General features: G+C 52.6%; 8 protein-coding genes. All 8 read left to right on the forward strand.

Features of this window, described 5'->3' with window-relative positions:
• Nucleotides 1-82: 82 nt before the first annotated feature.
• Nucleotides 83-1,147: a pilus assembly protein PilM gene (locus DS878_RS14975; RefSeq protein ID WP_113816805.1), complete on the forward strand. Its 1,065-nt coding sequence runs from the start codon at nucleotides 83-85 to the stop codon at nucleotides 1,145-1,147.
• Nucleotides 1,147-1,710: a PilN domain-containing protein gene (locus tag DS878_RS14980; RefSeq protein ID WP_113816806.1), complete on the forward strand. Its 564-nt coding sequence runs from the start codon at nucleotides 1,147-1,149 to the stop codon at nucleotides 1,708-1,710. The genes DS878_RS14975 and DS878_RS14980 overlap by 1 nt, the downstream gene beginning before the upstream one ends.
• Entirely contained in the window at nucleotides 1,710-2,321 is a 612-nt protein-coding gene (locus tag DS878_RS14985; RefSeq protein WP_113816807.1) for a type 4a pilus biogenesis protein PilO, read from the forward strand. Before DS878_RS14980 ends, DS878_RS14985 begins: the two co-directional genes overlap by 1 nt.
• A gap of 2 nt (nucleotides 2,322-2,323) precedes the next feature.
• Nucleotides 2,324-2,872: a pilus assembly protein PilP gene (locus DS878_RS14990; RefSeq protein ID WP_113816808.1), complete on the forward strand. Its 549-nt coding sequence runs from the start codon at nucleotides 2,324-2,326 to the stop codon at nucleotides 2,870-2,872.
• Nucleotides 2,873-2,937: 65 nt separating this feature from the next.
• Complete coding sequence (pilQ, locus tag DS878_RS14995; protein ID WP_187298816.1) at nucleotides 2,938-4,998, forward strand: type IV pilus secretin PilQ; 2,061 nt, start codon at nucleotides 2,938-2,940, stop codon at nucleotides 4,996-4,998.
• A 133-nt stretch (nucleotides 4,999-5,131) separates the two neighbouring features.
• Nucleotides 5,132-5,698 carry a shikimate kinase AroK gene (gene aroK, locus DS878_RS15000; protein WP_113816810.1) on the forward strand — a complete coding sequence of 189 codons (567 nt, stop codon included), beginning with the start codon at nucleotides 5,132-5,134 and terminating at the stop codon, nucleotides 5,696-5,698.
• Nucleotides 5,691-6,788 (forward strand): 3-dehydroquinate synthase, encoded by a 1,098-nt coding sequence (gene aroB / locus DS878_RS15005; protein ID WP_113816811.1) that lies wholly within the window; start codon nucleotides 5,691-5,693, stop codon nucleotides 6,786-6,788. The genes aroK and aroB overlap by 8 nt, the downstream gene beginning before the upstream one ends.
• Nucleotides 6,789-6,823: 35 nt before the next feature.
• Nucleotides 6,824-7,874: ATP-binding protein (locus tag DS878_RS15010; RefSeq protein WP_261977933.1), on the forward strand; the 1,051-nt coding region annotated here is incomplete at its 3' end.

Raw genomic sequence — 7,874 nt, forward strand, 5'->3', positions numbered from 1 at the left:
CGGAATAATGAAGAAATTCTCTTAAATAAAAAACACATAACACATGTAACCGGGTGCTTTTAGCCAGGTATAGGGTGAGCGCGTGTTCGGATTGTTTGGAAAGAAATCCAGTGCAGTATTGGGCGTCGATGTGAGCTCCAGCTCCGTCAAGCTCCTTGAACTGTCAAAACAGGGCGGCCGCTACAAGGTCGAGAGCTACGCAGTTGAGCCGTTGCCGGCAAATGCTGTCGTCGAAAAAAACATCACGGATGTAGAAGCCGTTGGTGAGGTCCTCAAGCGGGTGGCTTCAAAATCCCGTACCAGCGTCAAGCAGGTGGCGGTGGCAGTGTCCGGATCAGCGGTCATTACCAAGGTCATCCAGATGGATGGAGGGCTCAACGAGTTTGAAATGGAAGATCAGATAGCCCTTGAGGCTGATCAGTATATTCCATATCCGCTTGATGAAGTTGCGATCGATTTTGAGGTGCAGGGACCATCGGAAACCAATCCGGATCAGGTTGATGTACTTCTTGCAGCCTGCCGTAAAGAGAATGTTGATATCCGCGAGGATGCGCTGGAAATCGCATCGCTCAACACAAAGGTTGTCGATGTCGAGGCCTATGCCCTGGAGCGGGCTTACGCTCTGATCGAGTCGCAACTGGACTCCCATGGCGAGGACCTTGTGGTGGCTGTTGTTGACATTGGTGCCACCATGACGACCTTAAGTGTACTGGCGGAAGGCAAAACGGTTTACACCCGGGAACAGATCTTTGGTGGTAAACAGCTTACCGAGGAAATTCAGCGTCGGTACGGCTTGTCTGTTGAAGAAGCGGGGCTTGCCAAGAAACAGGGCGGGCTGCCTGATGACTATGAGTCCGAAGTGCTTACTCCATTCCGTGAGGCTGTTGTTCAGCAGGTTGCGCGTGCACTTCAGTTCTTTTTCGGAGCCAGTCAGTACAATGCGGTGGACTACGTTGTACTCGCCGGTGGTACCGCTTCGATTCAGGGGCTGACGGAAATGGTGGAAGAGAAAACAGGAACGCCGACACTGGTCGCGAATCCCTTTGCAGAAATGGCAGTTGGTTCGCGGGTAAATGCATCGGCTCTGAGTAATGATGCGCCCTCGCTGATGATTGCCTGCGGGCTGGCAATGAGGAGCTTCGACTGATGGCAAGAATTAACCTCAGGCCCTGGCGCGAAGAGCTCCGGGCAGAGAAGCAGAAGCAGTTTGTTGTGATGGTCTTGGGTGCTGCCATTATTGCGGGCGGGCTCACATTTCTTTGGAAAACACATGTTGATAGCAGCATTGCCTATCAGCAGTCCAGAAATGCCTACATTGAATCCGCTTCCAAAAAGTTGGACGAGCAGATTCGTGAAATCGAGAGTCTGAGGCGTAAGCGTGACGAACTCTTGGCGCGCATGAAGGTTATCCAGGATCTTCAGGGCAAGCGCCCTGTGATCGTGCGGGCCTTTGATGAGCTGGTTCGTACCTTGCCCGACGGTCTGTTCTATACGGATCTTAGAAAGGTGGGCGACAGGGTGAGTATTGTGGGGATGGCGGAATCGAATAGTCGCGTCTCAACGCTCATGCGACAGTTTGAGGAGTCTGACTGGTTCGCCAGTCCAAACCTCTCGAATGTATCGTCTGCAGACAGCCAGCGAGCGGGATACAGTCAGTTCAATATGACTGTTGTACAAAAAACACCTGAGCCCGAAGGGGGGGACAAGTAATGAGCCTCGCGGACTCTTTAAAAAGCCTCAATGAATTTGATATCAATGATCTTGATATAAACAATGCAGGTATCTGGCCGGCACCAATAAAGGCCATAGTTGTCCTGATTGTTTTCGGCCTGATTATGGGTGGCGGCTATTGGTTCTTTATAAAAGATCAATATGTGCAGCTCGAGCGGGTAGAAAAGATCGAGCTGGATTTGCGTAAAAAATACGAAGAGAAGGCTTATCAGGTAGCTAACCTTGAAATCTTCAAGGCACAGATGGTCGAGATGGAAGAGACCTTTGGTGCTCTGGTGCGTCAGCTTCCAAGCGAGACCGAAGTGCCAGGGTTGCTGGAGGATATCACCAATACGGCTCTGGGTAGTGGTTTGGCTCTTCAGGAAGTGAAGCTCCAGGCTGAGCGGAAGCGTGACTTTTACTCCGAATTGCCGATCAATATTCGTGTTACCGGCACCTATCATGAACTGGCGTCATTTGTGAGCAGCGTCGCAAGCCTTCCACGGATTGTAACTCTGCATGATTTAACTATTAAACCAACTAGCGGAGACGGTGAGCGGCTTGATATGAGAGTTGTTGCTCGTACCTACCGCTACCGGGCTGGAGAATGAGCATGGCAGCAAAGCATGCGGGAAAAGCCTGGCTGGGTATTTGTCTGGTATCGCTCCTGACGGCCTGCTCGCAGGGTAGCGGCTTTTCCGATCTGGACAAGTTCATGGCAGACACCCGAGCCAAGCCTCGAGGATATGTCGAGCCATTGCCGGAATTTAAGGCTTACGAGGCATTCAGTTATTCTGCGGCGGATCGGAGGGCACCTTTTGAGCCGCCAATAGATGTTCAGCTGACCATGGTTGATGAAAAACCAGTCAGTGACATTGAGCCTGACCTGGATCGGCCGAATGAAGTTCTTGAGAATTTCGATCTCAAGGATCTCGGGATGGTTGGTACTCTGCAGGGTGTATCGGGTGGTCTTTATGCACTGATCCGGGACAACACAGGTGGTATTCACCGCGTTCGGACCGGGAACTATATGGGGCAGAACTACGGCCGCGTTGTTGGTGTTAGTGAGGCCCGGATCGAGCTTATCGAAATCGTTCCGAATGGCCGGGGTGGTTGGGTAGAGCGTCCTCGCTTTCTGACTCTTGATGAAGACGCAGGCTAAGGAGCGGCTGGATGAAAATTGAAAGAAAAATGCATATACAAAAAAGTTTAGGGTCGAGGCTAGCGATGTTCAGAAAACTCAACGTATACGTCAGCGTGGTTACTTTTGGGTTGTTCTCCAGTCTGGCCAGTGCGGTCACGCTGGAGGACGTTTCGTTTTCGTCATTGCCGGGTGAGCGCCTGGAAGTGACACTCAAATTTGATGGTCAGCCTCCTGAGCCGTCGGGTTACACTATTGAGCGTCCTGCGCGCATTGCAGTAGACCTGAGCGATACTACCAGCGGCCTTGATAGCCGCAGTATCCCTCTGGGGTCCGGTAATGCCCAGAGCATGACGGTAGTAGAAACCAAGGATCGTACTCGCCTGATCTTCAATCTGGTTGAGTTGGCTCCGTATGAAACGGTTCGCAATAATAACTCCCTGGTAATGACTATTGGCGGAGAGTCGATCGGTGATTCGGTAACCACAACCAGCACCCCGATGAGCTCCGGTTCAGTTTCGGCGAAACCTGCAGCAGCTCCGAACACGCTTGCAGGTGTTGATTTCCGTCGCGGAAAGGATGGTGAAGGTCGTGTGATTGTAGATCTTGGCAGCTCGTCTACCCCGATAGACCTGTCGGAACTCGGCGGCAAGATTCGCCTGACGATGGATGGCCTTGCCGTACCTTCAGATCTGCGCCGTCGTCTTGACGTGACAGACTTTGCTACACCGGTCAGCCGGATTGACACCTTTGTTGAAGATGGTAATGCAGTCGTCGAGATTCGCCCGGAAGGCAACTATGACTACATTGCCTATCAGTCGGGTAGTGAGTTCACCGTCAGCGTAGAGAAACTTACGGAAGAAGAGGCTGAATCCCGTCGCGAGGAGAAATTTCCGTATACGGGCGACAAGCTGTCCCTGAATTTCCAGGATATTGAAGTTCGCTCTGTGCTGCAGTTGATTGCTGACTTCACCGGTTTGAATCTGGTAGCGAGTGACACAGTTGGTGGCAGCATTACCCTGCGTTTGCAGAATGTACCCTGGGATCAGGCTCTGGATCTGATACTCAAAACAAAAGGTCTGGATAAGCGCCAGATTGGTAACGTGCTGCTGGTTGCGCCGGCAGATGAAATTGCTGCCCGTGAGAAGCTTGAACTCGAAACCAACAAGCAGATTGCTGAGCTTGCACCAGTTCGGTTGGATATTGTTCAGGTTAATTATGCCAAGGCGGCGGATATCGTTGCTCTGATTCAGGCGGATCAGGAACTGATATCCGATCGTGGGTTTGTGTCCTCGGATGTTCGGACCAATACCATCAGCGTTCGTGAAACCTCTGATAAGCTGGAAGAAATTCGTCGCCTGGTGTCTACCTGGGACGTCCCGGTTCGTCAGGTTTCGATTGAGGCACGTATTGTACGCGCTCAGAATAACGTTGCTGAAGAGCTTGGCGTAAGCTGGGGTGCGGCTGCCAGTGGTGACGCTAACGGAGGTTCAAATAACGTCGTGGTTGGCGGGTCTCAGAGTGGCTTGGCCAGTACTGCTGCTGGTGTGCTGGGTTTCCCTTCTGACCTGAACGTAGATCTCGGTACTACCCGGTCTCCGGCTGGTTCTGTGGCGTTCGGTTACATCGGCACAGATTTCCTGATTGATATGGAGCTCTCCGCATACGAAAGTGATGGCCAGGCCGAGGTTGTTTCACAGCCGCGCGTGGTTACCGCAGATCGTCAGACAGCCTCGATCAAGTCAGGTGAAGAGATTCCTTATCAGGAAGCATCTTCAAGCGGCGCTACCTCTGTTTCATTCAAAGAAGCTGTGTTGTCTCTTGAAGTGACTCCGCAGATTACTCCGGATGACAAGATTATTATGGATCTGGTGGTCAACCAGGATTCGCGTGGTGAAGTTACAGAGGGCATTCCGTCAATCAACACCAACGAAGTTACTACTCAGGTGCTCGTGGGCAATGGTGAAACGGTTGTTCTGGGTGGAATCTTCCAGTCTGAGGTTGCTACTACGGTGGTCAAGACTCCGGTGTTGGGCGATATCCCCTATCTTGGGCGCTTGTTCAAGCGTACAGAGAAGATCAATGAGCGTAGTGAGCTGTTGATCTTTATCACCCCCAAGATCATCAAGAACGACCTGATCCAGTAACCGGAGCAGGTAGAAAAAGCCGCCGCGATAAACCGGCGGCTTTTTTTTGCCTGCATATCCGGCCCAGCTGAAGCTTATGCAATCCGCAGCCCTGTGATATTCTCACCCGCCTGAACACTATTGAGCGGAAGATATGTCTTTGCCCAAACGCATCGTCCTGGTTGGCCCCATGGGCGCTGGTAAAAGTACAATTGGCCGGATGCTCGCCCGGGAGCTGGGGTATCGATTCCTGGACTCCGATCGCATCATTGAAGAACGTTGCGGGGCAAATATCCCCTGGATATTCGATGTTGAAGGTGAGGATGGGTTCAGGCAGCGGGAAACGGCAATGCTGGATGAGTTGTCTGCTGAGTCCGGGACGGTTCTGGCAACAGGTGGTGGTGCAGTTATGCGTCCGGAAAATCACCCGATGTTGAAAAAAGATTCGGTTGTGGTCTATCTCAGAACTTCAATAGAGCAACAGGTTGAGCGCACATGCAAGGATCGTAACCGGCCATTGCTGCAGAGTGACGACCCTGAAGGGGTTTTACGCCGGCTGTTTGCTGTCAGGGATCCGCTATACACTGAACTTGCGGATATTATTATGCATACAGATCGCAAAAGCCCGCGGCTTGTAGTGCGTCAGCTCGTCAATCGCATAAACCCCAAAACGCCGCGACAACAAAGGCAGGTACGAAAGGAAGGCCGCAACCATGTATAAGTTGCTTCACGAGCTCCAGGTTTGTCTGGGCGAGCGCAGTTACCCCATCGTAATCGGGGAAGGCATGCTGGGTAAGTATGATCTTTCCCGTTACGTTTGTGGCTCCCAGGTGATGATCGTAACCAATGATGTGGTTGGTCCTTTGTACCTGGAGAAGGCCAGGGGGTGTTTCCCGGGTAAGAAGGTAGATGTCGTCGTGTTGCCTGATGGTGAACGGCACAAAGACTGGCGGACGCTGAACCTGATTTTTGATGCCCTGCTGGAAAAACGGCATACACGTAAAACCACACTTGTGGCCCTGGGAGGCGGTGTTGTTGGTGATATGACGGGGTTTGCGGCAGCCTCGTATCAGCGTGGAGTGCCGTTCATTCAGATACCGACAACGCTTTTGTCCCAGGTTGACTCCTCAGTGGGTGGTAAAACAGGCATCAATCACCCGCTAGGAAAAAATATGATTGGCGCATTTCACCAGCCGGAAGCCGTTCTGATTGACACAGATACGCTTCAGACTCTGCCGCCCAGGGAGGTTTCTGCCGGGCTTGCAGAAGTTATCAAGTACGGTCTGATCCGGGATATTGGCTTTCTCGGTTGGCTGGAGCAGGAGGTCGACCAGCTGGTAGCTCGTGACAATGAGTCTCTGGCCGAGGCCATATTGCGGTCTTGCGCTTGCAAGGCAGATGTGGTCGCTCAGGATGAACGTGAAAGTGGGCTCAGGGCGACGCTGAATCTTGGTCATACCTTTGGCCACGCGATAGAGACATTTGCCGGATACGGTAACTGGCTGCATGGAGAAGCGGTTGGAACGGGCATGGTGATGGCCGCCGACCTGTCTGAGCGGGAAGGTTCAATCAGTCATGCGGATTATGATCGCATTGTCCGGCTTATTGGGCGGGCCAGCCTGCCAGTTTTACCTCCGGAAAATATGACGCAGGCCGATTTCATGAGTCTCATGGCTGTCGACAAGAAAAATCTGGACGGGCGGTTGCGACTGGTATTGCTCCGGTCCGTCGGGGATGCCGTTGTTACGTCTGACGCCTCTCCGGAAAACCTTGCTGCAACACTGGCGGCCTTCTGTCGACAGGAAAACTAAGGAAAGGTTGTAACATTGAATCGCAGGGAATTTTTGTGACAGACGATAGTTTCAACAGTCTTGATGGTGGCGGGTTGTTTCCCCGGTTACAACAGCGATATGGCTTGAGGGACAACCCTCTGGAGATGGATGCGCCATTTTTTCCGGACGCGATGCGTCATCATGCGCTGGAGGCTCTGCGACATCTTTGTGGGTTTGGTGATATGGCGCTGCTGCTTACCGGTGCGCCTGGCTCAGGTAAGAGCAGATTACTGGCTGAGTTGGTAAGAAGTGAGTCATCGCGGTTGGCGTTTCATTGCCTGTCTTCCGCTGCACTGACAAGTTTGAATGCGCTTGTAAGAGACCTTGGGCAGGTTTCTCGTTCTGGAGCGGGCGATCCTGAAAATCCACGTGAGGCTGTATATCGGTTTTTCAGGTGGTCGGAAAGTCGGGTCGAAAAAGGCCAGCGTATGGTGCTGCTTGTCGACGACGCTGATCGTGCTCCCCCTGATATCCTCAGGCTGATTCTCGACGCTTTCCTGGCGGCGGATCGATCCAGGGCTGCGGTTCCGGTGTTCGCTGGTGAGGATCGCCTTGTAACCCTGATGAATCTTGAAGATTCATCCGTTTCCGTTCACCAGATTCATTTGCGCCCTCTGACCAGAGAAGAAGTTTTTTCCTATCTTGAGCCGCGAGTCCACAGGGCGGGCGGCAAGGTGAACGAACTCCTGAGCCCTGTCCGGCTGGCAAGAATACACGAGCTTAGCCAGGGCAGCTTTTCCCGCCTGAAAAGGGTAACACCCGGTATCTGGATGGACATTGTTTCCGATGCTACGAAAAAGAAACCTTCTCAGGGTATCAATTTTAAGCAGTTCCGACTCCCTGCGCTGGTTCTCATACTGCTGGGCGGTTCCTGGTGGTTTGTATCTCAGCAATATGATGAATCGGTAGCCCTTGAGCAGGAGGTTGTTCCCGGGCCGGACCGGATCCGCAAGAGCATTACGATTGGTCCCGGAACAACCGAAGATGAGGCTCCCGATGAGCTTCCTTCGCCATTGACAGAACCCGTGGCTTCGCCGGATACTCTTCCTGAGCCTGAGCCTGAGC

Source organism: Marinobacter sp. F3R11, from assembly GCF_003318275.1.
In the GTDB taxonomy this organism is placed as follows: Bacteria; Pseudomonadota; Gammaproteobacteria; order Pseudomonadales; family Oleiphilaceae; genus Marinobacter.